We start from the raw sequence: 26,726 nt of genomic DNA, 5'->3' as shown, positions 1-26,726 counted from the left end.
AGGTATTAAGCTAAAATCTTCATATGGTGAAGATTAAGCATCGGTCTAATGTCGCCGCCGCGCTGTTCGACGTGGTCGGATCGCGCGGCGCGTCCCGGGCCCGCCGCCACGCGGCGCTGGTGGCGGCGGTCCGGCAGACCAACGAGCGGGTCGAGGCGATCGACGCGGTGCGCTTCACGGTCGGCGACGAACTCCAGGGCATCTACCCCACCGTCGCGGAGGCGCTGCGTGCCGCGTACCACCTCCGCCTCGCCGTCGCGCCCGAGGTCGACCTGCGGGTGGGAATCGGCATCGGCGAGGTGGAGGTGATCGACCCCGAGCGCGGCATCCAGGACGGCTCGGGCTGGTGGCGCGCCCGGGAGGCCGTCGACACGGTCAAGGAACGCGCCAGCCAAGCCGGCTACCGGGGGCTGCGCACGGCCATCGTCGGCCACGACGACCCGGTCCTGGACGCGACGGTGGGGCTCATCGACGCGCACCTCTCGCGGCTGCGCGGGGGCACCGTCGGCACGGTCCGCGGGCTGCTGGAGGGCCAGAGCAACGCGGAGATCGCCGAGCGGCAGCAGATCTCGGAGTCGGCGAACTCGCAGCGCGTCGCCAACAACGACCTGCGGCCCCTCGCCGACGCCATCCGCGCCGTGACCGGGGGCTGAGCCGGTCAGTCCTCGTGCTCGTCGGCGTCCGCCATGCGGTTCTTGCGGCCCATGGTCACGATCAGCGGGTCCACCGGCTTGATGACGGCCGCGTCCTTGCCGTCGTAGTCGTGGAGCCCCAGGAACAGCCGCATGGCGTTGAGGCGGGCGCGCTTCTTGTCGTTGGACTTGATGCGGTACCACGGCGCCAGCTCCGTGTCGGTGTGGCGCAGCATGAGGTTCTTGGCCGCCGTGTAGTCGTCCCAACGACCCAGCGACTCCAGGTCCATCGGCGACAACTTCCACTGGCGCACCGGGTCGATCTGGCGGATCGCGAAGCGGGTGCGCTGCTCGCGCTGCGTGACGGAGAACCACAGCTTGGTCACCGTGGTGCCCGATTCGATCAGCATCTCCTCGAAGGCCGGCGCCTGGCGCACGAAGATGTCGTACTCCTCGTCGGTGCAGAACCCCATCACCCGTTCGACGCCGGCCCGGTTGTACCAGGAGCGGTCGAACATCACGATCTCACCCGCCGTCGGCAGGTGCTGGACGTAGCGCTGGAAGTACCACTGCCCCCGCTCCCGTTCGGTGGGCACGCCCAGCGCCACGGTGCGGGCGTAGCGCGGGTTGAGGTGTTCGGTGAAGCGCTTGATGGCGCCACCCTTGCCGGCGGCGTCGCGGCCCTCGAACAGGATGACGTGCTTGGTGCCGCGGTCCTGTGCCGAGTACTGGAACTTCAACAGCTCGATCTGCAGCTGCCGCTTCTCGACCTCGTACTCGCTGCGGCCCATGAGGGTGTCGTACGGGTAGCGGTCGCGCCACGTCTCGACGGCGTTGCCGAGCGGGTCGATGAGGTACGGGTCCTCACCGTGCACGTCGGTGACCGCATAGCCGTCCGCCACCAGGCGATCGATGTATTCGCGCAGGCTCGATTGGCTCATGGCAGGATCCAACCACTTCCCGGTGAACGGCGGGGAAACACCACGCCGAGTTGCGCATTGCTACGTGGGTGGCCGCCGCTCAGCCGAGCACCGGCCGGATGTGGAGGCCCACCTCCGGGTCCACCAGGACCTCCTGCGCCGCCGCGATGCCGCCGGCCAGGAGTTCCGCGTCGACGGGCACGTTGCGCTTCACCAGCGCCAGCGCGATGGGACCCAGCTCGTGGTGGCGGGCCGACGAGCCGACGAAGCCCACCGTTCGACCACCGAACTCGAGGGGGGCGCCCACCTCCGGCAACTGCGAGAGCGAGCCGTCGAGGTGCAGCTGCACGAGCCTGCGGGGAGGCCGGCCCAGCGTGTGCACGCGGGCCACGGTCTCCTGGCCCCGGTAACAGCCCTTCTCCAGGTGCGTGCCGAGCAGGCCGATCTCGTTGGGGATGGTCTTGTGGTCGGTGTCGACGAAGATGCGCGGCACGCCGGCCGCGACGCGCATCGCGTCGAACGCCCACGTGCCGACGGTGGCCTCCAGCGCGGCGTCCTCGGGGAGGAACACGTCGACCCCGCCGAGGTCGCCGTCGCGCACGCGCCACTGCGGGTCGAGCGGCACCTGGTGCCCGGCCCAGGCCAGGCGCAGGTCGCTGCGGCGGGCGACCTCGACGCGCATCGCGAAGCGCATCGACTCGAGGAACGCGATGAGGGCGTCGGCACGGCCCGGCTCGGTCCACGCCAGGAAGCTGTGGCCGTCGTCGGTGCCGTGCAGCACGTGCTCGATGTGGCCGGTGGGCGAGAGGATCAACGCGGTGGTCGACTGCCCCGCGGCCAGGCCGGAGAGGTGTTGCGTGGTGATCGAGTGCAGCCACGCGAGCCGGTCCGCGCCGGTGACCTCGACGACCTCCCTGTTGTGCAGGTCCACGACGCCTTGGCCGGACTCCAGGGACCGGGCCTCGGCGACGGGGTTGCCGAAGTGCCAGATGAGCCCCGCGTCGAGGCCCTCATCCATCCTCACCGCGGCCATCAGACGCGCTTCAGCCGGGCCCACATGTGGGGGCGCAGGTCGTGGCCGGTGGTGGAGCGGTCCAGCGCGTACATGAGGTCGCCCTCGACCTTGCCGTAGAGGCGCTGCCCCGACATGTGCTCGACGGAGGCGGACTCGCCACGCACCACCGCGTCGGTGGTCATGTCGATGCGGGTCACCTGGATCTTGCCCACGAGGATCTCCGTCCACCCGTCGGAGCTGGCCAGCTCCACCTCGACCGACGCGTCGGGCTTCGGGCGCCAGAAGCCGGTCTCCATCCCGAGCACCGTCGTGGCGCGGCCGATGTCGGCGCCGAGTTCGGCCTGCTCGTCGCCCTCCGTCTCCAGCAGGAACGTCTGCGAGACGTAGTACAGGTAGTCGGCCCCGTTGTGCTGGAACTCCATGCGCTGCTCGAACTGGAAGTCCTTGCCCTCATGGTCGGTGCCGTGGCCGGTGCCCTCCCAGCGACCGACCATCCAGCCCAGCGCGGTGAGCGCGGGGTTGAGGCCCTCGGGGACCTCGATGTCAATGTTCATCTGCGGTTCGGTCGACATGCGGGCCAGTATACGAAGCCGCCAGAATGGGCACCATGCGTGTCGTGGTGACGAGGGTGCTCGAGGCTTCAGTGCGGGTCGACGACGAGGTGGTGGCGGAGCTCGCACGCCCGGGCCTGCTGGTCCTGGCCGGCGTCGGGCACGACGACGGCGCCGAGGACGCCGCCGCGTTGGCGCGCAAGATCTGGTCATTGCGGATCCTCGAGGACGAACGGTCGGCCAGCGACGTCGACGCACCAGTGCTGGTGGTCAGCCAGTTCACGCTCCACGCGTCCACCCGCAAGGGCCGACGCCCATCGTGGAGCCGGGCGGCGGGCGGCGAGGTGGGTGAGCCGCTCATCGAGGAGCTGTGCAGGCAACTGGAGTTGCTGGGCGCGACGGTGGCACGGGGCCGGTTCGGCGCCCACATGCTGGTCGCGTCGGTCAACGACGGGCCGGTGACGATCACGATCGACACCAAGAACTGGGAGTGAGCCCGGGTCAGGCCGGGGTGAGGAACTCGACGGCGCTGAGCGAGACCGCGTCGGCGTTGGCCGCGCCGTCACCGGGCGCGGTGACCTCGAGCACCGTCATGGTCACGCCGGTGGCCTGGGTCGGCGGGAAGCGGACCTCCTGCAGGTTGCGGTTGTCGGCCGCCAGGCCCTGCACGAAGTAGGAGCCGTCGTCGAACTCCCAGCGCAGCGAGAGGATGCGCCGCTCCGCGAGGTAGCGCTCCGACCAGGCGGTGTTGCCGTTGACCACGCGCACCCCCACGAGCTGCCTGCGGCCTCCGAAGGTGAAGCGGACCTGCTCCCCGACCCCCTGCCCGTGGCACCGCCACAGGGTGCCCGCGTCGTCGTCGAGCAGCATGGCCGGGATGTCCCGGCTGTCCCCCTCGAGGCACTGCCCGTCGGCCGACTGGGGCGCCACGACCACCACCGGCCCCGAGTAGGCCAGGTCGGCGCTGCTCGGGCTGGACGACGGGGTGGCGGTGGCCGCCGGGGCGGGGCTCACCGTCACGACGGGGCTGCCGTCGCGGAACACGAAGAGCCTGCCGAGGGCGAACGCGGCGAGGAGGGCGATGACCAGGAGGCCCGCCAGGACACGGGGCGACATGCCGCGGGGTTCGAGCGGGACGGTCTTGACGGACGCACGCCTGTGCGCGAGGGGTTCCTTCGGCTCCTCGCGGCGCACCTCGTCGGAGCCATCGTCGGCCCCCTGCCGGAACAGGTCGTCCGGTAGGTCCTGCGTCATGGGCATCATGCTAGCGGGGGCCTCGCGGGCGCCCCGGACTTCTCGCAGGGAGGCGGCGCAACGCCCTAGGATGATGGAGTCCCGCAGAACGCGGAAGGAGGTCGGTCGTGAGCAACGTCGTTTTCGTCTCCTCCAAGGAAACTCCGCCCGAACTGGCCCTCCTGAGCCACCAGATCACCACCGTCACGTCGGCGGCCCAGGCGCTCATCGACGCCGAGGGCGCAGACGTCGTCGTGGTGGACGGCACCGTGGACCTCGCCGGAGCCCGCTCCACGTGCCAGGCCCTCTCCCGGGGCGGCAACACCCCGGTGCTGCTGATCGTCGCGCTGTCGGGCCTGGCGGTGCTCTCGCCCGACTGGGGCTTCAACGACTTCGTGGCCGCAGGGAGCGAGCCCGCCGAGATCGACGCCCGCATCCGCGTGCTGACGAGGTCCAGCGCTGATCCCGACCTGTTGGTGGCGGGCCCCATCCGGGTCGACGGCGCGGCCTACACGGCCAGCCTCGACGGCGCGCCGCTGGACCTCACCTACACCGAGTTCGAGCTCCTGCGCTACCTCATGCAGCACCCCGGGCGCGTCCTGTCGAGGGAGACCCTGGTCAGCCAGGTGTGGGGGTACGACTACTACGGTGGTACCCGTACCGTGGACGTCCACGTGCGCCGGCTTCGGGCTAAGCTCGGCCAATTCGACTACTACATCGGCACCGTGCGCAACGTGGGCTACCGCTTCGCCAGTGCCAGGGAGGCGCATCGTGCTGGTTAGCTTGACGACTCTGACGCCGACGATGCAGGACGCCCTGCGCCGTCTCGTCGCGGCGATCACGGAGCATGACGGCATCTCCCCCGTCAACGAATCCGGCTCGCTGGGCATCGACGGCGTGCGCGAGGCCGACTTCTTCTTCATGGGCAAGCGCTCGGACCCGTACGGCTTCGTCGTGTGCGACGAACGCGACGGCACGCTCCTGGTGGGCGTCCACCCGGACCACCGACGGCAGGGCGTGGGTACCGAACTGCTGCAGGAGGCGCTGCGCGCCCACCCCGGGTCGTCGGCGTGGGCCTTCGGTACGCTGCCGGGTTCGCGTGAGCTGGCCGCCCGCGTCGGCATGCGGCCGGTGCGCGAACTGCTGCGCATGGAACTGCCCGTCTCCGCCCGTCCCGCGCCGACTGCGGCCCCCGGCCTGCCCGCCGGCTACACCCTCGACACGTACGCACCCGCAGACCGTGAGCAGGTCGTCGCGGTCAACGCGGCGGCGTTCGCGCACCACCCGGAGCAGGGCCGCCTCACCGTGGCGGAGTTCGACGACCTCACGCGCCAGCCGTGGTTCGACCCCACGGGCCTGTTCGTCGCGCGCCACGACGGCGACGTCGTCGGCTTCCACTGGACGAAGCGCCACGGCGGCGGGCTGGGCGAGGTCTACGTGATCGCCGTCGCACCGGAGCACGAGGGACGGGGCCTCGGCCGGGTCCTGCTGGACGCCGGCCTCGACCACCTGACGCGCCAGGGCGACGACCGGATCCAGCTCTACGTCGAGGGCGACCAGAAGCGGGTGGTGGCCATGTACCTCAAGGCCGGCTTCGGGATCGCCCAGACCGACACCAGCTTCGAGAGGGCACAGGCATGAGTGAGACGGCCACCGAGAGGCACGACGAGGCCTCCCTCCCCGCAGATCGCTACCTCGACCGCGAACTGAGCTGGCTCGCGTTCAACGACCGCGTGCTCGACCAGGCCAAGGACAAGCTGCGCGTGCCGCTGATCGAGCGTGCCAAGTTCCTGGCGATCTTCTCCTCCAACCTCGACGAGTTCTTCATGGTGCGCGTCGCTGGCCTCAAGCGGCGCATCGCCGCGGGGGTGGCCGTGCCCACGGTGCTGGGCAAGATGCCGGGCGAGCTGCACGACGAGCTGCTCGAGCGGGTGGGCCGTCTCGTGCAGCAGCAGTCCCGCGTCTTCCAGGACGACGTGCGCCCCGCCCTGCGCGCCGAGGGCATCGAGATCCTCAAGTGGGACGAGCTCACGGCCACGGAGAAGGACTCGATGCGCGCGCTGTTCGCCGAACGCATCTTCCCCGTGCTGACGCCGCTCGCGGTGGACCCGTCACACCCGTTCCCCTACATCTCCGGCCTGTCGCTGAACCTCGCCGTGCTGCTGCGCAACCCCACCACCGGGGCGCGCCAGTTCGCGCGGGTCAAGGTGCCACCGGTGCTGTCGCGCTTCATCCGGCTGGCCGAGGGCCGCTACCTCCCGCTGGAGGAGATCATCTCGCGCCACCTGCGCCAGCTGTTCACCGGCATGCAGGTGCTGTCGCACACCACCTTCCGCGTCACCCGCAACGAGGACATCGAGGTGGAGGAGGACGACGCCGAGAACCTCCTGTTCGCGCTGGAGAAGGAACTGCTGCGCCGCAAGGTGGGACGCCCGCCGGTGCGGCTCGAGGTCGAGGAGGACATCGACCAGCAGATGCTCGACACCCTCATCAGCGAGCTCGACATCAAGGCCAACGAGGTCTACCGCCTCCCTGCGCCGCTGGACCTGACGGGCCTGTTCGCGCTGGGCGACTCCAGGCGCGAGGACCTCAAGTACCCCAACTTCCTCCCCATCACGCACCCCGACCTCGCGGAGGTCGAGAGCGCGAGCCCCGCGGACATGTTCAAGGCGCTGAAGCTGCGCGACGTGCTGGTGCAGCACCCGTACGACTCCTTCGCCACCTCGGTGCAGCGCTTCATCGAGCAGGCTGCGGCTGACCCGGCGGTGCTGGCCATCAAGCAGACGCTGTACCGCACCTCCGGCGACTCGCCCATCGTCGACGCGCTCATCGACGCGGCGGAGATGGGCAAGCAGGTGCTGGCCATCGTCGAGATCAAGGCCCGCTTCGACGAGCAGAACAACATCGGCTGGGCGCGCAAGCTGGAGAAGGCCGGCGTACACGTCGTCTACGGCATGCTCGGCCTCAAGACCCACTGCAAGCTGGCGCTCGTGGTCCGCGAGGAGGGCGACGGACTTCGCCGCTACGCCCACATCGGCACCGGCAACTACAACCCGAAGACCGCCCGCCAGTACGAGGACATGGGCCTGCTGACGTCCCACCCGATCATCACCGACGACGTGGCGCGCCTGTTCAACCACCTCTCGGGCATGACGCAGGAAACGCACTACCGGCGCCTGCTGGTGGCCCCCCACGGCATCCGCAAGGGGCTGCTGTCCTACATCGACGGCGAGATCGCCAACCACCGGCGCGGCCTGCCCTCGGGCATCAAGATCAAGGTCAACTCCATCGTCGACGAGGCCGTCATCGACGGCCTGTACCGCGCCTCGCAGGCCGGGGTTCCGGTCGACATGTGGGTGCGCGGCATCTGCACCATCCGCCCCGGCGTGCCCGGGTTGAGCGAGAACATCCGCGTGCGTTCGATCCTCGGGCGGTTCCTGGAGCACTCACGGATCTACTCGTTCGTCGGCGGCGGCCGGCCCATCGTCGGCATCGGCTCCGCAGACCTGATGCACCGCAACCTCGACCGCCGGGTCGAGGCCATCGTCGGGCTCACCAACCCCGCGCACCTTCTGCAGGTGGAGGAACTGTTCGACATGGCGTTCTCGCCCGACGTCGTGCACTGGGAACTCAACGACGACACGTGGACCGTGCACACCACCGACGCGGCGGGCAAGCCCCTGATCGACCTCCAGGAGTGGCTCATCCAGCTCACCGCGGCCCGGCGCGCCACCCGATGAGCCGCCGCGCCGAGATCCGCGCGGCGGGCGCCGTCGTGCTGCGCGGCGAGGGTGACCGCACGCAGGTGTTGATGATCCACCGCCCCGCCTACGACGACTGGTCTCTGCCGAAGGGCAAGGGCACCGTCGACGAGCTGCCGCCTCAGACGGCGGTGCGCGAGGTGTTCGAGGAGGCAGGTGTCGCCGTCCGGCTGGGCCTGCGCCTGCCGCCCATCCAGTACAAGCTGACCAAGGGCCTCAAGGCCGTGCAGTACTGGCGCGCGGAGGTGCTCGCGGAGCAGCCGTTCGAACCGAACCGCGAGGTGGACAAGATCCGGTGGGCCACCGTCGACAAGGCCATGCGCACCCTCACCTACGCCGACGAACGGCGCCTCCTGTCGACGGCGCTGCTGAAGCCGCGCACCACCCCGCTGTTGCTGGTGCGCCACGCCAAGGCCATGCTGCGCAAGGACTGGAGTGGCCCCGACCAGGAGCGCCGCCTCACGGGGCGGGGCCGTCGGCAGGCCAGGGAGTTGGCCCAACTGTTCGGCGCCTACGGCGTGGAGAGCCTGGTGAGTTCGTCGTCGACGCGGTGCGTGCAGACCCTGCGGCCGTACGCCGAGCAGCGCGGGCTGGAGATCGTCACGGAGGACGTGTTGACAGAGGAGGAGGGCACGGTGCACCCGCGCGAGGTGCGCAGGTACGTCTCCGACCTCTTCCAGGCCAGCCAGGTGCCGACCGCGCTGTGCGGCCACCGGCCGGTGCTGCCGTCGATGTACGAGGGCCTGGGCCTCAAGGCCAAGCCCATGGTGGTCGGCGAGGTGGTCGTCGTGCACCGCGACGACGAGGGGCAGCGGGTCGCCGTCGAGGTGCACAAGCCCACTGCCTGAGGAGCCCCTCGCCTCCGCGAAACGGGCCGAAATGCAACGATCTGGTCACGGCTAGCCCCAAAACAGCTGTTTGGGGACAAAACTCGTCGCTCGTTCACCATCTGTTAACCAAACTGCGGGTGTTCGGTTACTTGATCGTCCTACCTTCCCTGAGGGAACACACGTTCACCCCGGGCCGCAAGAGGCCCACACCGTCGTCTCGGAAGGTAAAATCCCGAAATGAAGATCCGCCTGACCGCCGCTCTCGGCCTGTCGGCCGCCCTCCTCCTGTCGGCCTGCGCCGCCAACGAGGGCACCACCAACAACTCCGGCACGGAGACCACCGCTGCCGTCGAGACCTCCGCTCCTGAGTCGACCGAAAGCGCGACCACCGAGGAGGCCGCCCCGGCCTCCGACCTCGAGGGCACCCTCTCCGGCATCGGCGCCTCCGCGCAGGAAGTGGCGCAGCAGACCTGGATCGTCGGTTTCCAAACCGCGAACGAGGGCGTCACCATCAACTACTCCCCCGAGGGCTCCGGCGCCGGCCGGGAGGCGTTCATCGGCGGCGGCGCTGACTTCGCCGGCTCGGACCGCGCGTTCAAGACCGAGGAGATCGGCGAGAACACCTTCTCGCAGTGCGTCGACAAGCCGATCAACCTGCCGGTCTACATCTCCCCGATCGCCGTCGTCTTCAACGTCGAGGGTGTCACCGACCTGAACCTCGACGCCGACACCCTGGCCGCCATCTTCAAGGGCGACATCACCAAGTGGAACGACGAGAAGATCGCCGCCCTCAACGAGGGCGTCGAACTGCCCGACCTGGACATCACCGCCGTCCACCGCTCCGACACCTCGGGCACCACCGAGAACTTCACCGACTACCTCGCCACCGCCGCCCCGAGCGTCTGGGACGCCGAGAAGTCCGGTGACTGGCCGTACGAGGGTGGCGAGGCCGCCGCCCAGACCCAGGGCGTCGTCGCCGCCGTCTCCGGCGGCGTGGGCACCATCGGCTACGTCGATGCCTCGCAGGCCGGCAACTTCTCCACCGCCAAGCTCGGCAAGGACGGCTCGTTCCACGGCCCGACCACCGAGGCCGCTGCCGCGATCGTCGAGAACTCGCCGATCGAGGAAGGCCGCGCCGAGAACGACATGGCCATCGCACTCGACCGTGAGGCCGAGGGCTACCCGATCGTCCTCGTGTCCTACCTGATCGTCTGCCAGGACTACCAGGACGACGCCAAGGCCGAGCTCGTGAAGGCCTACGCCAGCTACATCGCCTCGCAGGAGGGCCAGACCGCCGCCGCCGAGCGCGCCGGCTCCGCCCCGCTGTCGGCCTCGCTCACCGAGCAGGTCACCGCTGCGATCGATTCCATCGCCTGATCAAGTAACCTCTGATCGATGCAAAGTCGCGTCACCCCTTCCGGGTGACGCGACTTTGCACGATCATGGGCATGGACATCTGCCCACCCCCGTCCTCGTCCGATCCAGGAGCGCCTCCATGTCGGCAACAGATGCAGCCGAAGCCCCTCAGACCGACCCCACTCCCGAATCCGAATCGCACTCGCTGCAGCGCAGCAGGAAGCGGTTCGGTGACTCCTTCTTCCGGGGTCTGTCCACCGGATCGGGCATCCTGATCCTCCTCATCCTCGCGGCAGTGGCCGCGTTCCTCGTCGGCCTCGCGCTGCCCGCGCTGCTGGCCGACAAGGAGACACTCCAGTTCGGTCGCGGCCAGTCCTTCTGGTCCTACGTGTGGCCCTACGCGTTCGGCACCATGTGGTCGGCCATCCTCGCGATGGTCATGGCGGTGCCGGTCGCCGTCGGCATCGCGCTGTACCTGACGCACTACGCACCCAAGCGCGTGGCGTCCACCTTCGGCTACATCGTCGACCTCCTCGCCGCCGTGCCCTCCGTCGTGTTCGGCCTCTGGGGCATCGCGGTGCTCGCCCCGGCCATGCGCCCCCTGTTCCTGTGGCTCAACGAGTACTTCGCATGGATCCCGCTGTTCTCCGGCCAGGTCTCCGGCACCGGCCGCACGATCTTCACCGCCTCAGTGGTGCTCGCGGTCATGATCCTGCCGATCATCACTGCCATCTCCCGCGAGGTCTTCCTGCAGACGCCCAAGCTCCACGAGGAGGCCTCGCTGGCGCTGGGCGCCACCCGTTGGGAGATGATCCGCCAGGCCGTCATCCCGTTCGGCATGCCCGGGATCGTGTCGGCCTGCATGCTGGGCCTGGGCCGCGCGCTGGGCGAGACGATGGCGGTGGCCATGGTGCTGTCCGGCTCCGGCATCGTCAGCTGGAAGCTGCTCACCAGCCAGAACCCCAACACCATCGCGGCCAACATCGCGCAGTCCTTCCCCGAGGCGCACGACATCGGCCGCAACCAGCTCATCGCCACCGGCCTGGTGCTGTTCATCATCACGTTGGCCGTCAACATGACCGCGCGCTGGATCATCAACCGCCGCAAGGAATTCTCGGGAGCCAACTGATGAGCACGACACTGACCAAGCCGCCCGTGCAGTCCACCGACGTGAAGCTCAGCTCGCTCACCCACGGCCAGCTCCCCCGGTTCACCGGCCTGGCCACCCTCGTGGTGTCAGTGGCCGTCGCTGCCGGGCTCCTGTCGCTGCTGAGGTCCGCCAACGTCGCCAGCGTGATCGCCGTCGGCGCCCTGCTGTTCCTGGTGGCGATCTTCCTCCTGTCCGCCGCCGTCGAGGGCGTGCGCCGCGCGAAGGACCGCCTGGCCAAGTACATCGTGACCGGGTTCTTCCTCGTCGCGTTGACGCCGCTGGTCTCCGTCATCTGGGGCACGTTGGCCAACGGCCTGGCCCGTTTCGACGGCGTGTTCTTCTCCTGGTCGATGCGCAACATCCTCGGCGAGGGCGGCGGCGCCGTCCACGCCATCTGGGGCACGCTGATCATCACCGGCATCTCCACCCTCATCTCGGTGCCCGTCGGCCTCATGACCGCCATCTACCTGGTGGAATACGCAGGCAACGGCAAGCTGGGCGCCTCGATCCGCTTCTTCGTGGACGTCATGACCGGCATCCCGTCGATCGTCGCCGGCCTGTTCGCCTACACCATGTTCTCGATCATCTTCGGGGCCGGCCACAAGTCCGGCCTGTCCGGTGCCGTCGCGCTGTCGATCCTGATGATCCCGACGGTGGTGCGCTCCACGGAGGAGATGCTGCGGATCGTGCCCAACGAGCTGCGCGAGGCCTCCTACGCCCTGGGCGTGCCCAAGTGGCGCACGATCCTCAAGGTCGTGCTGCCCACCTCCATCGCCGGCATCATCACCGGCGTCGTGCTGTCCATCGCCCGCGTCATCGGCGAGACGGCGCCCCTGCTCGTGACCGCGTCGATCACGTCGTCGATGAACCTCGACCCGCTCGACAACCCGATGGCCACCCTGCCGGTGTTCGTCTACAACCAGTACATGTACGCCCCCGGCATCGACACCGCGGCCTACCATGCGCGTGCATGGGCAGGCGCCCTCACCCTCATTCTGATCGTCATGGGACTGAACGCCATCGGGCGCTTCATCGCCTGGAAGTTCGCCCCCAAGGCCGGACGCTGACCCGAAGGAACCTGGAAAATGTCCAAGCGCATTGAGATCAAGGATCTCGACATCTACTACGGCAAGTTCCATGCCGTGAAGTCGGTCGACATGACCATCGAGCCCCGTTCGGTGACGGCGTTCATCGGCTCATCCGGCTGCGGCAAGTCCACCGTGCTGCGCTCACTGAACCGCATGCACGAGGTCATCCCCGGCGCCTACGTCGACGGCCAGGTGCTGCTGGACGGCGTGGACCTCTACGCCCCCAACGTGGACCCGGTGCGCGTGCGCCGTCAGGTGGGCATGGTGTTCCAGCGCCCCAACCCGTTCCCGACGATGTCGATCAAGGAGAACATCCTGGCCGGCGTCCGGCTGAACAACGCGCGCATCTCCCGCAAGGACGCCGACGAACTGGTCGAGAAGTCGCTGCGTGGTGCCAACCTGTGGAACGAGGTCAAGGACCGCCTCGACCGCCCCGGTTCGGGTCTCTCCGGCGGCCAGCAACAGCGCCTCTGCATCGCCCGCGCGATCGCCGTCGAGCCCGACGTCCTGCTGATGGACGAGCCCTGCTCCGCGCTCGACCCGATCTCGACCTTGGCCATCGAGGACCTGATCAAGGACCTCAAGGAGGACTACACCGTCGTCATCGTGACGCACAACATGCAGCAGGCCGCCCGCGTGTCGGACCAGACGGCGTTCTTCAACCTGAAGGCCCACGGCCAGCCCGGTGAGCTCATCGAGATGGGCCCCACCGAGAAGATCTTCCACAACCCGGAGCAGAAGGCCACCGAGGACTACATCACCGGCCGCTTCGGCTGAGCACCACCCGCACGACGGCGTCGCCTTGTAGGCGGCGCCGTTTCGCGTCCCCGGGAGCCGCGCGCGGCCCAGCCCACGCCCCCGGCGGGCAGGATCAGCAGCGCGGCGACGACCGCCAGGCCGCCGTAGCCGAGCCAGGCCAGCACCGGGCCGCCGACCAAGGCCGCAGCCGCGCCGGCGTAGTTCATCAGGGCGTCGGTGGCGCCCTGGAGCGGCACGCGCATCTCACCTGAGTCCGTGCGCGCCAGCAGCGCCGAGCCCGAGATCATCGTGAAGGACCATCCCACGCCCAGCACCACGAGGGCCGCCGTCACCACCGGGTACGACGACGGCGCCACCAGGATGAGGCCGGCCGTCACCGACAGCAGCACCAACCCGACCAACGCCGTGCGCATGGCCCCGAAGCGGTCCGCCAGCCAGCCGACGACGGGGCTCAACGCGTACATGCCCATGATGTGCAGGCTGATCACCAGGCCGATCGACCCCAACCCGTGGCCCTCGTGGCCGAGGTGCACCGGCGTCATCGACATCACCCCCACCATGACGGCGTGCCCCACCACGATCAACAGGACGCCGAACCGTGCTACCGGGCGCGTCGCCGCCCACCTCAGGGCAGCGACGGCGCCCACCCTGGCCCCGGGCTCCGCGGCCTGCCCCGCGGGCGACTCCGGCGCAGCAGCGGCCGTGCCCCGGTACAGCCCGACGATGACCAGCCCGGCCAGCACGAAGCCGGCCACGCTGAACAGGTACGGCCCAGCCAGCTCGGGCAGCAGGACGCGCCGCCCCAGCCGCCCGCCGGGGCCGCTCAGGTTGGGGCCGACCACCGAGCCGATCGTGGTGGCCCACAGCACCACCGACATCACCGTGGCGCGCCGTCCGGGCGCTGCGAGGTCCGAGGCGGCGTAGCGCGACTGCAGGTTGGTGGCCTGCGCCGCGCCGAACGCGATCAGCCCGGCCAGCACCACCAGCAGCCAGCCGAACCACGCCCCGACCAGCACGGTCACCGCCCCGATCGCCGCGATGAGGTAGCCCAGGGCCAGCGCAGCGCGGCGGCCCCGACGAGCCGCGAGGTTGGCCAACGGCACGGCGAGCACGCCGGCGCCGAGGATGCTCAGCGCCTGCCCCGCGCCCGCCAGGTGGTCGCCGCCCATCGAGGCGACCAGCAGCGCGCCGACGGCGATGCCCGAGGCGACGCCCACGCCACCGAGGGAGTTGCCGAGGATCAGTGCGACGAGCGGCCTGCGCGGCGTCACCCGCTCAGCCCTGCCTGGGCGCGACGCGCCAGTAGTAGAGCGGCTCGGGCGGCTTGCCACAGCTCACCGGTGCCTCCCCGTCCGTGACGACCCGCTCGACGTCGACAGTGATCTCCCAGGCCCCCAGCCGGACCCGCACGCCGCCGTCGACCAGCGCGCTGCTGATGTCGACGGCGGGGACGGGCGCGAGCGAGATGCCCGCCGTGTCGGGGTGCGGTGTCTCGTCGCGACGGCCGAACTCGGCCAGCGCCCACGCCTCGGCGGCCTGCTGCTCCGGCGGCAGGTGGGACCGGCCCCTGTCCTTGCGGGCACCGCCGGGCCACAGCGCACGGTCCGCAGCAGCGCGGAAGGCGCTCACCGCCGCCACGGCGTTGAGCCGCCCGAGGACCTGGCCGGTGGGCAGCAGCAGCATGGTGGGCGCGAATCGGTGGCCACCCAGGTGTGAGGACTCCCAGATGGACTCGGCGCCCACCTCGCGGGTCAGCGCGGCGAGGATCGGGCGCCCGGCGAGGGCGCAGCACTGGTCGCGCCGCGCGTGGCTGCACACCAGCATGGCGGCGCCGCCGTCGTGGCCCGCGGGCACGCCCCGCCCACCCCACTCGCGCACCCAGGCGAGCAGCTCGGCGGGCTCGCCCACCTCGAAGCGCCTGAGCCAGCCCCCGTCGGCGAACCCACCGGAGACCAGCACCGCGAGCGGGTCGGCGCCGATCGTGCGGCGCTCGGGGTGCCGGATCAACACCAGGCGCCCGCCGAGGCCCTGCACGGTGGCCTCCAGTTCCGCGCCGACGGTGGGGTCGAGGAGGCGGGCCTCCGTCGCGGCCAGCGCCCCCCACGGGCCGGGGATCTCGAGACAGACGTAGAAGTCGGCGCGCGCGGCGGTGCCCCAGGCGGGGAGATCGGCGCGCGACCACTCCATCGAGCAACGCAGCATGGGGCCGACACTACTCGGTCGGCGCAGGTGGCTAGGCAAGCCTCACCTTGATTGAACCTGCGACGAAGAAGGCGAAGACTGAGGTGATGGCTGGACTTCTCAGGCGTTACCCCCTCGTGGCGGCGACTCTGACCGCCCTCGCCGCGGTGCTCGTGCTCCAGTTGACGGGGCAGGAGGTGGCCGCCCAATGGCTGGGCACGGCCTATGTCGTCCTCGTCGTGGCGCTGACCGCCGTCGACATGGCCCGCGACATCGCGCGCGGGCACTACGGCCTCGACATCCTCGCAGTCGTGGCCATGGTCGCCGCCGTCGCGGTGGGCGAACACCTGGCCGCGCTCATCGTCGTGCTGATGCTCACCGGTGGTGAGGCGCTCGAGGACTTCGCCTCGGCCCGCGCCGCCCGTGACCTGGACGCGCTGCTCAGGCGGGCCCCCGTCTCGGCGCACCGCCTCGACTCCGACGAGCCCGGTGCCGCCGTCACCGACATCCCCGTCGACGCGGTGCGGCCCGGGGACCTGCTGCTCGTGAAGCCCTCCCAGGTGGTGCCGGTCGACGGCGAACTGCTCACCGAGGAGGCGACGTTCGACGAGTCGTCGCTGACCGGCGAGTCGCTGCCGGTGACGCGCACCCACGGCGACTCCGTGCTCTCGGGCTCCCTCAACGGCGAACGCGCCATCCACATCCGCGCCACCGCGGACGCGGCCCACTCGCAGTACCAGCAGATCATCGCCCTGGTGCAGCAGGCGGAACAGTCGAAGGCGCCGACGGTGCGGGTGGCGGACCGTTACGCCATCCCGTTCACGCTGGTGTCGCTGCTCATCGCCGGGCTGGCGTGGTGGGTCTCCGGCGACCCGGTGCGCTTCGCCGCCGTCCTCGTGCTCGCGACGCCCTGCCCGCTGCTGATCGCCGCACCCGTGGCCTTCATGGGCGGCATGAGCGCCTCGGCCCGCTCCGGCATCATCGTCAAGGGCGGCGCGACGCTGGAGGCGCTCGCCCGCGCTCGCTCGGTCGCCTTCGACAAGACCGGCACCCTGTCGTACGGCGAGCCGGAGCTGGTCGACGTCGTCACCGCCAACGGCACGCCCTCCGACGAGTTGCTGCGGCTGGCCGCGTCGGCCGAGCAGTACTCGTCCCACGTGCTGGCCCGGGGCATCATCCGGGCGGCGGAGGCCCGTGGGCTGCAGCTGGGCAGCGCGCGGCACGCCGAGGAGGTCGCCACCAACGGCGTGGCGGCCGACATCGACGGGCGGCGCGTCGTCGTCGGGAAGTTCGCGTTCGTCCGGGGTGAGGACCCGGCCGCGCACCCCGTGCCGCTCGGCGCGGGCCAGACCTCCGTGGCGGTGGCGGTCGACGGGCGCTTCGCGGGCACCCTGCTGCTCGCGGACCGGCTCCGCGACAACGCCGCCGACACCGTCGCCCAGCTGAACCGGCTGGGCCTCACCGAGATCGTGATGCTCACCGGCGACAACGAGGACACCGCCCGCTCGCTCGCCGAGCAGGCGGGCATCACGCAGGTCCACGCCGACCTGCTCCCGGCCGAGAAGGTGGAGCGCGTCCACGCCCTGCCGGCCCCGGCGATCATGGTCGGCGACGGCGTCAACGACGCCCCCGTGCTGGCGACGGCGGGCGTGGGCATCGCGATGGGCGCCCGCGGCGCCACCGCGGCCAGCGAGTCAGCCGACGCGGTGATCGTGCGCGACGACGTGCACCGCGTCGTCCGGGCCGTGACCATCGGCCGGCACACCTACCGGGTGGCCCTGACGGCCATCTGGATCGGCATCGTGCTGTCGCTGGGGCTGATGGTCGTGGCGGCGTTCGGGCACATCCCGCCCGTCGCGGGCGCGCTGACGCAGGAAGCCGTCGACCTCGCCGCCATCCTCTACGCGCTGCGAGCGCTCACCGGCGGAGGGCGCGACCCTCAGCCGCAGTCGACCAGGCCGACGGAGGACTTGAGCCGCAACACGCGGCTGGTGGATTCCACCACCTGATCCGCGAACTCGGCGTCCTCGTCGGCCCGCTCCAGCGTCGCGGTGACCATCGGGCGCATCACCGACGGGTTGGCGTTGATCACCAGATCACCGCCCGCCTCGAAGAAGCGCAGTGCCCGCTCCCCGGGCGCCACCGACTTCACCGACGCGGCGGCGCCCAGGTCGTCGGCGATCACCACGCCGTCGAAGCCCAGTTCGTCGCGCAACATGTCGGTGATGACGGCACGGGAGAAGACGCCCTCGTTGTCCGGGTCGATCCGGGTGAACACGGCCGACGAGACCATGACGGAGTCCACGCCGGCCTCGATGGCCGCCCTGAACGGCGCCAGGTTGGCCGAGTCGGCCGTGGTGTCGGTGTCCTCGGCCGCGCCGAAGTCGGTGTTGGTGGTGACCTCGCCCAGGCCGGGGAAGTGCTTCACGGAGGTGGCGATCCCCGCCGACTGCATCGCCTCGACGAAGCCGACCACGGACTCCGACACCCGTTCCGGGTCCGAACCGTAGTCGCGCTGCAGTTTCCCGATGGGTTCGTTGCTGCTCCGCTTGGCTTCCGGGACCACGTCCGCGACGGGGGCAAGGTCGTAGCGCACGCCCGCGGCCCGCAGCTGCTCGGCCCACTCGGTGGCGGCCGCCCGCAGTTCCCCGGCCGGCAGCTCGCCCTGCTCGCGGGCCGGTGGGATGGCGTCGAAGCCCTCGCCCCCCAGGCGCTGGACGCTGCCGCCCTCCTGGTCGACCGCCACGAGCAGCGGCAGTTGCGCGGTGCCGAGGCTGCCGAGTTCGGCGGTGAGCCTGCGGATGGCTCCCGAGCCCGCCGTCGTGTTGCCGAGGAGCACCACGGAGCCGATGCGCGAATCGGTGATGGCCGACCGGGTGGCGGGGTCCAGCCCGCCGGTGTCGACGCCCACCATGAACAGCTGCCCCACCTGCTGCTCCGGCGTGAGCTCCTCGGCCAGCGCGCGACACTGGTCTCCCGCCCCCGCCGAGGCGGCGGCCTCGGAGGACGCGGTGGCGCCCGTGGAGGGGGCGGCGTCTCCCAGCGGGCTCGCCTCCGCCGAGGCCGTGTCGACGGCGGGCTCAGCAGTCCGGTACGGCGGCGGCACCAACGGCTCGACCGCACATCCGGTCAGCCCCAGCGCCACCACCCCAGCCACTGCCAGGGCCGGCCTCACTTGACGTGCTCCCGGTGCTGCTGTGCCGAGAGGAGGCCGAGCAGCGCGTTCTCCACGACCTCCGGCAGCGCCGGGTGGATCCAGTACTGGCCGCGCGCCATCTCGTCGACGCGCAGCCCGAAGCTCATGGCCTGGATGAGCGGCTGGATCAGGGTGGGGGCCTGCGGGCCGATGATGTGGGCACCGAGCAGCCGCCAGCTGCCCGGGTCCGCCAACAGCTTCACGAAGTGGCCCTCGTCCTCGAGCGCCCAGCCGTACGCCACGTCACCGAAGCGCTGACGTGCCGCGACGTACGGGGTGCCCCACTCCTTGAGCTGCTCCTCCGTGGCGCCGACGGCGGCGACCTGCGGATCACTGAAGACCGCGTACGGGACGTAGCGGTGGTCGGTCTCGACGGGCCGGTCGGGATGCAGCAGGTTGTGCTGCACGGTGCGCATCTCGGCGTTGGCGACGTGCTTGAGCAGGTAGTCGGACGACACGTCGCCGAGCGCCCACACGCATTCGGCGCTCGTGCGCTGCTGCGCATCGACACGGATCTGGCCGCGCGGCCGCACCTCGACGCCGCCCGCGGCCGGGGCGAGGCTGTCGGAGTTGCGCACCCGGCCGACGGCCACCAGGACGGCGTCGGCGTAGTACTCGTACTCGATGCCGTTGCGGTCCGTGGTCACGACGGTGACGCCGCCGTCGGCGCTGCGCTCGAACGACGCCAGCGTCTGGTTGAGGCGCAACTGCACCCGCTGGCCCAGCTTGTGCGCGAACTGCTCGGAGACCTCCCTGTCCGCCCCGCGCAGCATGACGTCGGAACGGTTGATCAGCGTCACCTCGGTGCCGAGCGACGCGAAGACGTGGGCGAACTCGGAGGCGATGAAACCGCCGCCGAGGATGACGAGGCGCTTGGGCCGCTCGTCGATGCGCATGATGGTGTCAGAGGTGTACAACCGGTCCGCGACGTCGTCCATCCCGGGCACGTCGACCATGCGCGGGCGCGAGCCGGCGGCCAGCACGATGCGGTCTGCGCTGATCTGGACGTCACCCACCTGCAGGGTGCGCTCGCCGATGAAGCGGGCCTCGTCGCGGAACACCGTCACGTTGGGCGAGCGGAGGCGCCAGTCGAGCCCACCGGCGGAGATGGGGTCGATGCGGCCGAAGATGCGGTCCCGGATGGCGGCCCAGTCCGAGCCCTTGTACTCGAGGTCGATCCCCAGCCGGGCGGCCTCCCGCGGCGAGGCCGCCAGGTCTGCGGGGAGGACGAACATCTTGGTGGGGATGCAGCCGCGGTTGAGGCAGGTGCCGCCGAAGGTCTCGTCCCTGTCGATCAGGGCGATGTTCCACTTCTCGAACCGTTCATCGATGAGGGAGTTTCCGGAGCCGGAGCCGATGACGACGAGATCGAAGTGCTGCATGGCGCCCATTCTTCCACGCGTAAGGTAAAGGCCATGAGCAACACGTGGTCAGTGGTAACCGGAGGGTCGACGGGGCTGGGCGTCGCCTTCGCAGAGCGGCTCGCGGCGGAGGGCAGCGACATCTGGCTGGCCGCGCGCAGCGAGGACCAGATGCAGGAGGTGGCTGCGCGCCTCGAGTCGCAGTACGGGGTGGCCACGCGCATCTCGACGGTGGACCTCACCCACCGGGAGGCCCGCGCCGCGTTCATCGCCGAGGTCACGGCGGCCAAGGTGGGCCACCTGGTCAACAACGCCGGCTTCGCGCAACTGGGCCACTTCGCCGACTCGGATCCCGAGGGCACCAGCGACATGCTCGAGCTCAACATCGTCGCGCTGACCGAAATGGTGCACGCCGTGCTGCCCGGCATGCTGGCGCGCGGGCGCGGCGCCATCGTGAACGTCGCCTCCACCGCCGCGTTCCAGCCCACCCCGAACATGGCTGCCTACGCGGCCAGCAAGGCCTACGTGCTGCGCTTGAGCGTGGCGCTGTGGCGCGAGCTGAAGCACACCGGCGTCCGCGTCATCGCCAGCTGCCCGGGCGCCACGGCCACCGGCTTCTGGGCCAACGGCGGCAACGACGACATGATGCGCAACCGCCGCTCCCCCGAGCAGGTCGCCGACGTGACGTTCGACGCGTTGCGCAAACACCGGCCGTTCGTCGTCGACGGCACGCTCAACCGCGCGATGGCGCTGGCCACCCGGGCCGTGCCCATGGGCCTCCAGACGCACGTCGCGCACTTCATCACGTCGCGCTGAGCTCAGGAGACCGTGACGGTCTTGTTCTCCTTGAGCTCGCCCTCGTTGTCGTCGGTCACCAGGACGGTGATGTCGAGGTTGCCCCGCGGCAGACTCGTCGTCACGCTCCACACGCGCCAGCCCTCCACGTTGACGCCGGCCGTGGTCTGCGCCGAGGTCTCGAGGATGACGGCGCCGGACTCCTGGTTGGTGATGCGGACGATGGGCACGCCCATGCCCTCCTTCACCGTGCCGATGATCGACGTCTTGCCCGCGGTGAGCTGCGCCTGGTTGCGCGGTGAGCTGATCCACACCGCGGGCATGGGGTCGAGCCCCGTGCGGCGATACCCGGCCGGGTCGTTGAAGCCCTCGGGCGCCGCCCCGCCGTCGGCGCGGAACACCACCGTGAGCTGGGGGTTGCCCACCAGCTCGGACGCCGTGTAGATCACCTGGTCACGGGCCCGGGCGATGGCGATCGGCGAGGTGAGGTCCTCGTAGGCATCCGTCGACAGGTCCACGACCAGTTCGTCGCCGTGGATCTCCGCGCTGATGAGCTTGCCCGCGCTCCACACCGTGCGGTAGTCGGGGTCCAGCGGGACGAGGCTCAGCAGCGAGCCGAGCGCCGAGCGCACGATGTTGCCGGTGGAGGGCAGGTCCCTCAGTTCGCGGTACAGCTTCCAGTCGTTGGCCACGTAGTAGAGCGGGGTGTTGCGCACCACGGCCGGCAGCGAGCGCGACTCGACCGCCGTCGGGGTGGTGACCTGTTCGGTGACGGGTGCGACGATGGGCCCGCTCCCGTCCCTGGTCATGGCCGCCAGCCCGATGCCCAGCACGACGGCGAGCGCGGTCAACGCGGCCACGGCGCGCGGGCGGAAGCGGGTGCCGCGCACCTCGGCGATCTGCCCCAGCTCGTCGCCGAGGAGGTCCGCCTCCGGCGCGGGCGTGAGGCGCGCCGCGGACCGCAGCGCCGCGGTCAGCTCCTGCGACAGCGACTCGATGACGCCCGGCTGGCTGCCCAGCGTCGGCGCGTCGATCGACGCCCGCAACTGCTCGAGGGCGGCCTCCAACTTGACGTTGGCGGCGCGCACCGAGAGCCGCATGATGCCGGCCAGGTCGGGCCCGAACACCGCCAGGTAGTGGCTGACGACCAGCAGTTCGCTGACGCGCGGCGCCATGGCGGAGACCGCCCGCAGGATCTCCTCCTGCCGGGGTTCCTCGACGTGCGGCAGCACCAGCTGCTGCGTGGCGGGCCGCAGTGCGCGGGCGAGGTGGACGACGTGCTCCTGCAGGAAGTAGACCCGCTCGACGGGGTCGATCAGCCGGTGTGATCGACGCTGGAGCGCCAGCAGCGCGCTGCGGACGATGCGCTCGGCCTGGTCCTCGACGCCCAGCAGCACGCAGAGCCGGTGCAGCGTGGCACCCTGCTCCTCGTACAGCCGCGCCAGCCAGTCCGACGCCTCGTCCCCCGACACGGATCAGATCCCTGCGTACGAGTGCAGCCCACTGAACAACAGGTTGACGCCGACGAAGTTGAACCAGAACGTGACGAGGCCGATGACCGCGATGATCGCCACCGGACGGCCGCGCCACCCCGCCGTCGCGCGGGCGTGGAGGTACGCGACGTAGACCACCCACGTGATGAAGGACCAGGTCTCCTTCGGGTCCCAGTTCCAGAACCGGCCCCAGGCGTACTGCGCCCAGATGGCGCCGGCGACGATCGTGAACGTCCACAGCGGCACCGCGAACGCGTGCAGGCGGTAGGAGATGAGGTCGAGCTTGGCCGAGGCGGGCACCTTCGCGAGGTAGCCGCGCACCTCGCCCCCACCTGCGGCCGCGCGGCGCTCCGCGCGTTCCCGCACCAGGTAGAGCACCGAGGCCAGCGCGCCAACGTTGAACGCCGCGCCCGCGATGGCGGCGGCGATGATGTGGATCACGAACCACACGCTGTGCAGCGCCGGCACCAGGGGCGCCACGGCGACGTACCACTGGGTGACGGCCAGGCCCACGCCGACGGTGAACAGCAGCGTCATGCCCAGGCCGAGCCAGCGCATGCCCCACTTGAGCGCCGCCACCAGGTACAGCAGGGCGGCGATGGCCAGCGTCGAGGTGATGAACTCGTACATGTTGCCCCACGGCGGGCGCGCCGCCGCGACGCCCCGGAAGACGATGGCGGTGACGTGCATCGCCGCGGCCACCACGGTGAACACCAGCGCCAGCCGGCCGAAGAGGTCCACCCGGGTGCGGGCCGCGTCCTCCATGCCGTCTTCCGGGCGCACCTCGGACTGGCCGCGCGCGGAGGCCCATTCGACGGCGTGCGCACCGAACGCGATGAGGTAGACCACGGCGGCGTAGACCATGAGGGTGTAGGACCACTCGGACAAGCTCATTCGGCGGGCTCCTCGGTGTCGGGGCGGGGCGCGGCCCCACCATTGTGCCCCGGTTCGCCGGTCACCGCCCCGAACAGGGCGGCCACCTCCTCGTCGAGGCCGGTTGCGGTGTCGGTGCGGTCGAGGCCGCCGACGGTGACCCCACCGTCGGCGACCCGGACGAACAGCCGCCGGGGGCGCACGTACAGGCTCAGGGTGAGCCCGATGACGCCCACGGAGATGGAGATCAGCGTCATGAGGTTGCCGGGCGTCTGGCTGACCTGGAGGCGCACCCAACGGTGGTAGCCGTCGAAGCTGATGGAGCCCAGGCCATCGGGCAGTGACATGTGGGCCCCGGGCAGCATGCGCGCGCTCAGCACCTGGCCGTCGTCCCCTGGCACCTGCGCCAGGCCGTCGGTGTTGAGCACGTAGACGTTCTCCGGCACCCCTGTCTCGACGGCGGGCTCGCCGGACCACGCGTTGATGAAGACCTCGGGGTTCAGGGCGTCGGGGAAGACCGAGTGCGGGCCCCGCTCGTCGAGGACCGCCGTGGGGAGGAACCACGCCTCGAACGCCAGGCGCTGGGGGCGGGCGTCGGGCACCTTGATGACGCCCATCGAGGAGAAGTTGCCGTCCTGCGGGAGGAACACGACGGGCCCGCTGAACGCGACGTCGCCGTTGCCGTCGGTGACCGTGAAGACGGGGGCGTAGCCGTGCGCCTGGAGGTTGACCTGCGTGCCGCCGGCGGTGAGCAGCGGCTGGTTGACCGTCATGGTGACGGGCCGGGTGCCGTCGGCGTCGGTGAGCGTGACGTCGGCGTCGAACACGCGGGCCGCGCCACGCTGCACCTCGCCGGTCTCGAACTCGGCGTGGAACTCGTCGATGGTCACGCTGAAGCGTTCGAGTGCGTCGGTCTCGAGGAGGCCGCCGGCGGTGAAGTCGTCGTAGCGGGTGATGACGTTGGCGAAGCCGCGGCCCTCGACGACGATCGCGCTGCCGGAGAAGCCCCACAGGTTGGACCAGGCCAGGCCCGCGAGGACCGCCACCAGCGACAGGTGGAACGTGAGGTTGCCGAACTCCCGCAGGTAGCCACGCTCGGCGCTCACGCCGTCGTCGCCGACGCGGGTGCGGTAGCGCTTCGCCCTGAGCCAGGCCTCCGCCCGCGCCATGGCGCCGTCGGCATCCGTCAGCGACCCCGACAGCGCCACCGGCAGTCGCTCGACGCGGGCAGGCAGCCTGGGCGGCGGCTTGCGCACCGCGCGCCAGTACTTGCCCACGCGCGGGATGATGCACCCGATCAGCGACGCGAACAGCAGAAGGTAGACGGCCGAGAACACCGCGGAGGTGTAGATGTCGTAGAAGCCGAGCGGCTCCAGGATGCGGTCGAGGCCGGGGTTGGCGGCCTTGAAGTCGATGACCTCGATGGGTTCGGTGTTGCGCTGGGGGATGATCGAGCCGGGGATCGACGCGATGGCCAGCAGGAACAGCAGCAGCAGCGCGGTGCGCATGCTGGTCAGTTGCCCCCATGCCCAGCGCAGCGTCTCGGCCACGGGGTTGCGGCGGGCGCTCACAGGATGGTCCCGAAGCTGGCGGCCCACTGGCGCAGCACGACCATGAGCATGTCCCACAGCCCGGTGACCATGGCGAGCCCGACGAGCATCATCGCGATGCCGCCGATGCGCTGCACGAGGCGCTGGTTGCGCTTGAGCCACGCCAGCCTGGGCGCCAGCGCGGTGAACGCCAGCGCGAACGCGATGAACGGCACGCCGAGGCCCAGCGCGTAGAAGAAGGCGAGGATGCCGCCGCGGCTTGCCGAGCCCTCGTTGAGCGCCATCGTGAGCACCACCGAGAGCGCCGGGCCGATGCAGGGCGTCCAGCCGAGCCCGAAGACCATCCCGAGCAGCGGGGAGGCCCAGACCCCCATCCGGGGGGTCACGTTGGGCGTCCACATGCGCGGCATCGGCAGGAAGCCGGCGAAGGCCGCCCCGAGCAGGGTGATGACCACGCCGAGCACCACCGTGATCGCCCTGGAATTGGTCAGGAGGGCGCCGCCGATGCCGCCGATCAGTGCGCCGGTGAGCACGAAGACGACCGAGAACCCGAGGATGAAGCCCAGCGTGCCCATCAGCAGCAGTCGCCTCTTGGCGGTGCCGTCGGCGATCTCGCTGGCGCCCAGCCCCGAGGCGTAGCTCAGGTAGCCGGGCAGCAGCGGCAGGACGCACGGCGAGGCGAAGGACACCAGCCCGGCGAGCACCGCCACCGGGATGGCGAGCAGCATGCTCGAACCGAGCGCGGTCTCCACCCAACCCTCCAGCAGGATCACGGGGCGGTCACGTCCTCGACGATGCCCTTCAACGTGGTGGCGTTGACCTCGCCCAGGACGCGGGCGGCGACCCGGCCCTCGGCGTCGATCACCACGGTGCTCGGGATGGCCTTCGGCGGCAGCTGGGCGAACTGGAGCAGCAGCACGCCGTCGGGATCCGACAACGACGGGTACTCGATGCCGAACGAGCGTTCGAACGCCTGGGCGGCCGCGACGGTGTCGCGGGTGTTGATGCCGAGGAAGCTGACGGAGTCGCCGAGTTCCTCGGCACTCTTCACCAGTTCCGGGGCCTCTGCCCGGCACGGGGCACACCACGAGCCCCAGACGTTGATGATCAGCGGCTTGCCCTGCAGGTCTGCGGTGGAGAGCTGGTCGCCGTCGAGGGTCTCGCCCTCGAGCACCGGCGCCTCGGCCCGGTGCTCGGCGGGGATGATGGTGACGCTGCCGTCGCCGGCGACGAAGCCGGCGGTGCCGCCGGAGCCGTCGGCGTCCCCGGCCGCACATCCGGTCAGCAGCGCCACGATCGCGGCCAGCGCTGCGCCCAGACGCGTCACGTACCCACCCTCCATCGGCGGCCGGCCTTGACGGGCAGCAGGTCCGCGGCGGGCTCCGCGTAGTCGACTGCGGTGACCCGCCCGTCGCGCAGCGTGAAACTGGTCACGGAACAGAGCGTGCACTGGCGCCGCCGCGGGTCGTGCGCGAAGCGGCGCCCCTCGGCCGCGAGCCGGGCGATCCAGATCGAGAGCTGGTGGCTCACCACGAGCGCCTGGCCGCCGTCGCCAGCGGCGACGGCGGCGTCCTGGATGGCGGCGGCCATGCGCTCGGCGATCTCGGTGTACGGCTCGCCCCAGCTGGGCAGCAGCGGATTGCGCATGTGCCAGAACATCTTGGGGTCACGCAGCGCGCGGTTGTCGCGGCCGAAGGTCTTGCCCTCGAACTTGTTGTCGGCCTCGATGACCCGGTCGTCCTCCACCACCTCGAGGTCGGGGAAGAGGGCCGCGGTGGGGGCGAGGGTCTCCTTGGCGCGCTGCAGCGGCGAGGTGCGCAGGTGGGTGAGCGGCACGTCGCGCCAGTGCTCCGCCATGCGGGCGGCCATGCGGTGGCCGAGTTCGGACAGCCCGAAGCCCGGGAGCCGGCCGTAGAGCACACCGTCGGGGTTGTGCACTTGGCCATGCCGCATCACGTGCACCGTAGCTGAGGTCATGGCAT

26 protein-coding genes are annotated in these 26,726 nt (G+C 70.6%); 12 read left to right on the top strand and 14 right to left on the bottom strand.

The window, feature by feature from the left end; genetic code table 11:
- Positions 1-23 precede the first annotated feature (23 nt).
- The gene (locus ABEA30_RS02545; protein WP_345578499.1) at positions 24-653 is read left to right on the top strand and encodes a SatD family protein; all 630 of its coding nucleotides are present in this window, start codon (positions 24-26) and stop codon (positions 651-653) included.
- A gap of 5 nt (positions 654-658) precedes the next feature.
- Here ABEA30_RS02545 and ppk2 read toward each other — a convergent pair whose 3' ends face one another.
- The 3 genes from ppk2 to ABEA30_RS02530 form a co-directional block, all read right to left on the bottom strand.
- On the bottom strand, positions 659-1,573 hold the full coding sequence (ppk2, locus tag ABEA30_RS02540; protein WP_345578496.1) for a polyphosphate kinase 2: 915 nt from the start codon (positions 1,571-1,573) through the stop codon (positions 659-661).
- 79 nt (positions 1,574-1,652) lie between these two features.
- A complete protein-coding gene (gene ygfZ / locus ABEA30_RS02535) occupies positions 1,653-2,588 on the bottom strand; it encodes a CAF17-like 4Fe-4S cluster assembly/insertion protein YgfZ (protein ID WP_345578832.1) in 936 nt (311 codons plus the stop codon).
- The gene (locus ABEA30_RS02530; protein WP_345578493.1) at positions 2,585-3,139 is read right to left on the bottom strand and encodes a heme-binding beta-barrel domain-containing protein; all 555 of its coding nucleotides are present in this window, start codon (positions 3,137-3,139) and stop codon (positions 2,585-2,587) included. Before ABEA30_RS02530 ends, ygfZ begins: the two co-directional genes overlap by 4 nt.
- A 35-nt stretch (positions 3,140-3,174) precedes the next feature.
- On the opposite strand from ABEA30_RS02530, the gene dtd reads away from it, so the two are divergent.
- Positions 3,175-3,612 (top strand): D-aminoacyl-tRNA deacylase, encoded by a 438-nt coding sequence (gene dtd, locus ABEA30_RS02525; RefSeq protein WP_345578490.1) that lies wholly within the window; start codon positions 3,175-3,177, stop codon positions 3,610-3,612.
- A 7-nt stretch (positions 3,613-3,619) separates the two neighbouring features.
- On the opposite strand, the gene ABEA30_RS02520 is transcribed toward dtd, so the two are convergent.
- Positions 3,620-4,372 carry an NADase-type glycan-binding domain-containing protein gene (locus ABEA30_RS02520; protein ID WP_345578487.1) on the bottom strand — a complete coding sequence of 251 codons (753 nt, stop codon included), beginning with the start codon at positions 4,370-4,372 and terminating at the stop codon, positions 3,620-3,622.
- Between the two features lie 107 nt (positions 4,373-4,479).
- Here ABEA30_RS02520 and ABEA30_RS02515 point away from each other — a divergent pair, with 107 nt between their 5' ends.
- The 8 genes from ABEA30_RS02515 (at position 4,480) to pstB (ending at position 13,313) form a co-directional block, all read left to right on the top strand.
- Positions 4,480-5,133, top strand: a complete 654-nt coding sequence (locus ABEA30_RS02515) for a response regulator transcription factor (RefSeq protein WP_345578484.1) — start codon at positions 4,480-4,482, stop codon at positions 5,131-5,133.
- Positions 5,123-5,992: a mycothiol synthase gene (gene mshD, locus ABEA30_RS02510; protein WP_345578481.1), complete on the top strand. Its 870-nt coding sequence runs from the start codon at positions 5,123-5,125 to the stop codon at positions 5,990-5,992. The genes ABEA30_RS02515 and mshD overlap by 11 nt, the downstream gene beginning before the upstream one ends.
- Entirely contained in the window at positions 5,989-8,091 is a 2,103-nt protein-coding gene (locus tag ABEA30_RS02505) for an RNA degradosome polyphosphate kinase (protein WP_345578478.1), read from the top strand. The genes mshD and ABEA30_RS02505 overlap by 4 nt, the downstream gene beginning before the upstream one ends.
- Positions 8,088-8,960, top strand: a complete 873-nt coding sequence (locus tag ABEA30_RS02500) for an NUDIX hydrolase (RefSeq protein ID WP_345578475.1) — start codon at positions 8,088-8,090, stop codon at positions 8,958-8,960. Before ABEA30_RS02505 ends, ABEA30_RS02500 begins: the two co-directional genes overlap by 4 nt.
- Positions 8,961-9,179: 219 nt before the next feature.
- Positions 9,180-10,319, top strand: a complete 1,140-nt coding sequence (pstS, locus tag ABEA30_RS02495; RefSeq protein ID WP_345578472.1) for a phosphate ABC transporter substrate-binding protein PstS — start codon at positions 9,180-9,182, stop codon at positions 10,317-10,319.
- Positions 10,320-10,437: 118 nt separating this feature from the next.
- Complete coding sequence (gene pstC, locus ABEA30_RS02490; RefSeq protein WP_345578469.1) at positions 10,438-11,427, top strand: phosphate ABC transporter permease subunit PstC; 990 nt, start codon at positions 10,438-10,440, stop codon at positions 11,425-11,427.
- Entirely contained in the window at positions 11,427-12,515 is a 1,089-nt protein-coding gene (pstA, locus tag ABEA30_RS02485) for a phosphate ABC transporter permease PstA (protein ID WP_345578466.1), read from the top strand. Before pstC ends, pstA begins: the two co-directional genes overlap by 1 nt.
- Positions 12,516-12,533: 18 nt before the next feature.
- Positions 12,534-13,313 carry a phosphate ABC transporter ATP-binding protein PstB gene (gene pstB, locus ABEA30_RS02480; protein WP_345578463.1) on the top strand — a complete coding sequence of 260 codons (780 nt, stop codon included), beginning with the start codon at positions 12,534-12,536 and terminating at the stop codon, positions 13,311-13,313.
- Here pstB and ABEA30_RS02475 read toward each other — a convergent pair.
- Both ABEA30_RS02475 and ABEA30_RS02470 read right to left on the bottom strand, forming a co-directional pair.
- Positions 13,289-14,566, bottom strand: a complete 1,278-nt coding sequence (locus tag ABEA30_RS02475; RefSeq protein ID WP_345578460.1) for an MFS transporter — start codon at positions 14,564-14,566, stop codon at positions 13,289-13,291. The two genes, pstB and ABEA30_RS02475, sit on opposite strands and share 25 nt — an antisense overlap.
- A 4-nt stretch (positions 14,567-14,570) precedes the next feature.
- On the bottom strand, positions 14,571-15,497 hold the full coding sequence (locus ABEA30_RS02470) for a sucrase ferredoxin (protein WP_345578457.1): 927 nt from the start codon (positions 15,495-15,497) through the stop codon (positions 14,571-14,573).
- 86 nt (positions 15,498-15,583) lie between these two features.
- Between ABEA30_RS02470 and ABEA30_RS02465 the strand changes: the two genes are divergently transcribed.
- Positions 15,584-17,485, top strand: a complete 1,902-nt coding sequence (locus ABEA30_RS02465; RefSeq protein ID WP_345578454.1) for a heavy metal translocating P-type ATPase — start codon at positions 15,584-15,586, stop codon at positions 17,483-17,485.
- On the opposite strand, the gene ABEA30_RS02460 is transcribed toward ABEA30_RS02465, so the two are convergent.
- Positions 17,416-18,651 (bottom strand): glycoside hydrolase family 3 N-terminal domain-containing protein, encoded by a 1,236-nt coding sequence (locus tag ABEA30_RS02460; RefSeq protein ID WP_345578451.1) that lies wholly within the window; start codon positions 18,649-18,651, stop codon positions 17,416-17,418. The two genes, ABEA30_RS02465 and ABEA30_RS02460, sit on opposite strands and share 70 nt — an antisense overlap.
- The gene (locus ABEA30_RS02455; RefSeq protein WP_345578448.1) at positions 18,648-20,054 is read right to left on the bottom strand and encodes a mycothione reductase; all 1,407 of its coding nucleotides are present in this window, start codon (positions 20,052-20,054) and stop codon (positions 18,648-18,650) included. The genes ABEA30_RS02460 and ABEA30_RS02455 overlap by 4 nt, the downstream gene beginning before the upstream one ends.
- Before the next feature lie 33 nt (positions 20,055-20,087).
- Here ABEA30_RS02455 and ABEA30_RS02450 point away from each other — a divergent pair, with 33 nt between their 5' ends.
- Complete coding sequence (locus ABEA30_RS02450) at positions 20,088-20,849, top strand: SDR family NAD(P)-dependent oxidoreductase (protein WP_345578445.1); 762 nt, start codon at positions 20,088-20,090, stop codon at positions 20,847-20,849.
- A 2-nt stretch (positions 20,850-20,851) separates the two neighbouring features.
- Here ABEA30_RS02450 and ABEA30_RS02445 read toward each other — a convergent pair whose 3' ends face one another.
- From ABEA30_RS02445 to ABEA30_RS02420, 6 genes are read right to left on the bottom strand one after another with little or no spacing between them, the layout of a single operon-like run.
- Positions 20,852-22,300, bottom strand: a complete 1,449-nt coding sequence (locus ABEA30_RS02445) for a hypothetical protein (protein ID WP_345578442.1) — start codon at positions 22,298-22,300, stop codon at positions 20,852-20,854.
- A 3-nt stretch (positions 22,301-22,303) separates the two neighbouring features.
- On the bottom strand, positions 22,304-23,215 hold the full coding sequence (gene ccsB, locus ABEA30_RS02440; RefSeq protein ID WP_345578439.1) for a c-type cytochrome biogenesis protein CcsB: 912 nt from the start codon (positions 23,213-23,215) through the stop codon (positions 22,304-22,306).
- A complete protein-coding gene (gene resB, locus ABEA30_RS02435) occupies positions 23,212-24,765 on the bottom strand; it encodes a cytochrome c biogenesis protein ResB (RefSeq protein WP_345578436.1) in 1,554 nt (517 codons plus the stop codon). Before resB ends, ccsB begins: the two co-directional genes overlap by 4 nt.
- Entirely contained in the window at positions 24,762-25,472 is a 711-nt protein-coding gene (locus tag ABEA30_RS02430; protein ID WP_345578829.1) for a cytochrome c biogenesis CcdA family protein, read from the bottom strand. Before ABEA30_RS02430 ends, resB begins: the two co-directional genes overlap by 4 nt.
- A gap of 41 nt (positions 25,473-25,513) precedes the next feature.
- On the bottom strand, positions 25,514-26,071 hold the full coding sequence (locus ABEA30_RS02425) for a TlpA family protein disulfide reductase (protein ID WP_345578433.1): 558 nt from the start codon (positions 26,069-26,071) through the stop codon (positions 25,514-25,516).
- Positions 26,068-26,721 carry a histidine phosphatase family protein gene (locus tag ABEA30_RS02420; protein ID WP_345578430.1) on the bottom strand — a complete coding sequence of 218 codons (654 nt, stop codon included), beginning with the start codon at positions 26,719-26,721 and terminating at the stop codon, positions 26,068-26,070. Before ABEA30_RS02420 ends, ABEA30_RS02425 begins: the two co-directional genes overlap by 4 nt.
- Between the last annotated feature and the right edge of the window lie 5 nt (positions 26,722-26,726).

This window comes from Tessaracoccus lubricantis, from assembly GCF_039544535.1.
GTDB classification, from domain to species: Bacteria; Actinomycetota; Actinomycetes; order Propionibacteriales; family Propionibacteriaceae; genus Arachnia; species Arachnia lubricantis.
This window is presented reverse-complemented; position numbering and strand designations above follow the sequence as displayed.

Excerpts from the sequence above, each read along its gene's own strand:
- pstA (WP_345578466.1), top strand. The coding sequence starts at position 11,427 with ATGAGCACGACACTGACCAAGCCGCCCGTGCAGTCCACCGACGTGAAG.
- ABEA30_RS02450 (WP_345578445.1), top strand. The coding sequence starts at position 20,088 with ATGAGCAACACGTGGTCAGTGGTAACCGGAGGGTCGACGGGGCTGGGC.
- ABEA30_RS02520 (WP_345578487.1), bottom strand. The coding sequence starts at position 4,372 with ATGACGCAGGACCTACCGGACGACCTGTTCCGGCAGGGGGCCGACGAT.
- ABEA30_RS02545 (WP_345578499.1), top strand. The coding sequence starts at position 24 with ATGGTGAAGATTAAGCATCGGTCTAATGTCGCCGCCGCGCTGTTCGAC.
- ABEA30_RS02420 (WP_345578430.1), bottom strand. The coding sequence starts at position 26,721 with ATGACCTCAGCTACGGTGCACGTGATGCGGCATGGCCAAGTGCACAAC.
- pstC (WP_345578469.1), top strand. The coding sequence starts at position 10,438 with ATGTCGGCAACAGATGCAGCCGAAGCCCCTCAGACCGACCCCACTCCC.
- dtd (WP_345578490.1), top strand. The coding sequence starts at position 3,175 with ATGCGTGTCGTGGTGACGAGGGTGCTCGAGGCTTCAGTGCGGGTCGAC.
- ABEA30_RS02470 (WP_345578457.1), bottom strand. The coding sequence starts at position 15,497 with ATGCTGCGTTGCTCGATGGAGTGGTCGCGCGCCGATCTCCCCGCCTGG.
- ABEA30_RS02505 (WP_345578478.1), top strand. The coding sequence starts at position 5,989 with ATGAGTGAGACGGCCACCGAGAGGCACGACGAGGCCTCCCTCCCCGCA.
- pstS (WP_345578472.1), top strand. The coding sequence starts at position 9,180 with ATGAAGATCCGCCTGACCGCCGCTCTCGGCCTGTCGGCCGCCCTCCTC.
- ppk2 (WP_345578496.1), bottom strand. The coding sequence starts at position 1,573 with ATGAGCCAATCGAGCCTGCGCGAATACATCGATCGCCTGGTGGCGGAC.
- ABEA30_RS02530 (WP_345578493.1), bottom strand. The coding sequence starts at position 3,139 with ATGTCGACCGAACCGCAGATGAACATTGACATCGAGGTCCCCGAGGGC.
- ABEA30_RS02455 (WP_345578448.1), bottom strand. The coding sequence starts at position 20,054 with ATGCAGCACTTCGATCTCGTCGTCATCGGCTCCGGCTCCGGAAACTCC.
- ABEA30_RS02430 (WP_345578829.1), bottom strand. The coding sequence starts at position 25,472 with ATGCTGCTCGCCATCCCGGTGGCGGTGCTCGCCGGGCTGGTGTCCTTC.
- ccsB (WP_345578439.1), bottom strand. The coding sequence starts at position 23,215 with ATGAGCTTGTCCGAGTGGTCCTACACCCTCATGGTCTACGCCGCCGTG.
- ABEA30_RS02465 (WP_345578454.1), top strand. The coding sequence starts at position 15,584 with ATGGCTGGACTTCTCAGGCGTTACCCCCTCGTGGCGGCGACTCTGACC.
- pstB (WP_345578463.1), top strand. The coding sequence starts at position 12,534 with ATGTCCAAGCGCATTGAGATCAAGGATCTCGACATCTACTACGGCAAG.
- ABEA30_RS02500 (WP_345578475.1), top strand. The coding sequence starts at position 8,088 with ATGAGCCGCCGCGCCGAGATCCGCGCGGCGGGCGCCGTCGTGCTGCGC.